The organism is Acidovorax sp. KPB24-03 (assembly GCF_057546605.1).
In genome coordinates, this window is record NZ_BAAJYR010000505.1 from 1 (window position 1) to 2,164 (window position 2,164).

The 2,164-nt window shown below is 70.9% G+C and carries 3 protein-coding genes; all 3 read right to left on the bottom strand.

The features are described 5' to 3' along the window. On the bottom strand, positions 1–344 hold a 344-nt coding region (locus AC27KI_RS23245), incomplete at its 3' end, for a M14 family metallopeptidase (RefSeq protein WP_487116071.1). A 5-nt stretch (positions 345–349) separates the two neighbouring features. Then, positions 350–1,327 (bottom strand): Bug family tripartite tricarboxylate transporter substrate binding protein, encoded by a 978-nt coding sequence (locus AC27KI_RS23250; RefSeq protein ID WP_284406536.1) that lies wholly within the window; start codon positions 1,325–1,327, stop codon positions 350–352. Positions 1,328–1,458: 131 nt separating this feature from the next. Then, positions 1,459–2,164 (bottom strand): substrate-binding domain-containing protein (locus AC27KI_RS23255; protein ID WP_487116073.1); only part of this gene is annotated, 706 nt, incomplete at its 5' end.

Sequence of the window (2,164 nt, forward strand, 5' to 3'; positions counted from 1 at the left end):
CGGCGCTCGCGCGTGTCGCCCGCCTCCATGCGCTCGTCGGTCCACTGGCGGTTCATGTCCTGGTCGGTGAAGCGCGAGGCGTCGTGGTCGGCCGGATCGAAGCGGTCGAAGGCCTCCAGGTTGCAGAACGCCAGCGTGAGCGCGCCCTGCTGCGGGCGCAGCCCCGCCGCCAGCAGGCCCTGCAGCGCCCAGGCGCCGCACAGCTCGTTGCCGTGCACCAGGGCGCTGATGAGGACATGGCGGCCGGGCAGGCCGGAATCGAAGTGCCACACGCCTTCGGTGCCGGTGTTGCCGGCGCGCCAGGGCGTGAGGTCGGGGGCGGTGAGTGCGAAGGTCCGGGGCATCAAGGTCACTCCTCGATCTTGGCGAATTCGACGATCTTCTGGTACTTGGCCACTTCCGAGGCGATGAACTGGTCGGCGTTCAGGCTGGTGGAGGCCACCGTCGAGCCGGAGGCTTCCATTTTCTTGCGGAAGTCGGGCGACTGCAGCGCCTCGTTCAGCGCCTTCTTGAGCTTGTCGTGCACGGGCTTGGGCAGCTTGGCCGGGCCCATCAGGGCGAACCACACGCCGATGTCCACGTTCTTGTACTGCGGCAGCTCGGCCAGTGCGGGAATGTCGGGCGTGATGGCCGAGCGCTTGGCCTCGGTCGTGCCCAGCGCGACGACCTTGCCGCTCTTGATGTGGGGCAGGCCGCTGGAGAGCACGAACACGCCGAACTCCAGGTTGTTGCCCAGCAGGTCGTTGGTGAGCGGGGCCACGCCGCGGTAGGGGATGTGCGTCATGAACAGTTTGCCCTGCTCCTTGACCATCTCGCCCGCCAGGTGCAGCGAGGTGCCCACGCCCGAGCTGCCGTAGCTGTACTTGCCGGGGTTCCTGGACACGCGCTGCGTGAACTCGGCCGCGTTCTTCACGCCCGAGCCGGTGGAGGCCACCAGCACCAGGGGCTGCGAGGCGATCACGCCGATGGCGGTGAAGTCCTTCACGTCGTACTTGACCTTCTTGGTCACCAGCTTGTTGATGGCGATCTCGTTGCTCGCGCCCACGAGCAGCGTGTAGCCGTCCGGCGCGGCGCTGGCCACCTTCTGCGCGCCGATGGCGCCGCCGGCGCCGCCCACGTTCTCGATCACCACCGGCACGCCCAGGCGCGCGCCCAGTTCCTGCGCCACCGTGCGCCCGGTGAGGTCGGTGCTGCCGCCGGGCGGGTAGCCGACGACGATGGTGATGGGCTTGCTCGGGTAGCTGTCCTGCGCGGCGGCGGGGCCGGCGGCCAGCAGGGCGAGGCCGCACAGCAAAAGCGTGCGGCGGAAGGCGGGGTGGGCATGCATCGGAGTCTCCTGGTGGGGTGTGGGCCGATTGTGCGAAGGCAGGCAGGGCGCGGGGGTGCCGAGTCGGCACGCCATGGTGCTGTTTCGGCACGCGGGCGCCAAGGGGGCGAACCCGATGCCGGCGCGGGCCGTCACCGCGTGGCGATGGCGTGCCAGATCGCCTCGGCCTGCGTGCTCAGCCGGCGCTTGGGCCGGTACAGCCGCACGTCGAACTTCGCCTCCATGCTGCGGTCGCCCGCCTTGGCCAGCCGGCCGGCCTTGCAGTCGGCATGCACCATGGACCACGGCAGCCAGGCCACGCCCAGGCCCTTGTGCACGTATTCGTATTGCGCATCGGCCGAGTCGCACTCCACCGTGCGCTGCAGGCGCTGCGTGACCGGGTGGTGCGCCAGCTGGTCCTCCACCAGCCGGCCCAGCGCCAGCGTGCGCGCGTAGGCCAGGTAGGGAATGGGGCCCGCGCCCGCCAGCGGGTGCAGCGCCGCGCCCTGCGCCGTGGCGCGCGACACCGGCACCAGCCGGTCCGAGGCCAGCGTGATGTGCGAGAACTGGCGCGCATCCAGCCGGATGGCCAGCGCCGGGTGGTGGTAGGCGATGGAAAAATCCGCCTCGCCGCGCTCCAGCAGGGCCACGGTGTCGGCCAGCGCGCGGGTCAGGATGCACAGCTCGCAGTCCTTCATCACCGGGCGCAGCCGCACCAGCAGGTCGGCCACCACGGTGCGGGCCAGCGTGCGGCCCGTGGTGAGCGTCACGGTGCGCGCCTGGCGCCCGGCCACCGCGCGCAGTTCCTCGTGCGACTGCGCGAGGTTGCGCGCCATCTGCTCGGCCGTGTCCAGAAAG

Excerpts from the sequence above, each read along its gene's own strand:
- AC27KI_RS23250 (WP_284406536.1), bottom strand. The coding sequence starts at position 1,327 with ATGCATGCCCACCCCGCCTTCCGCCGCACGCTTTTGCTGTGCGGCCTC.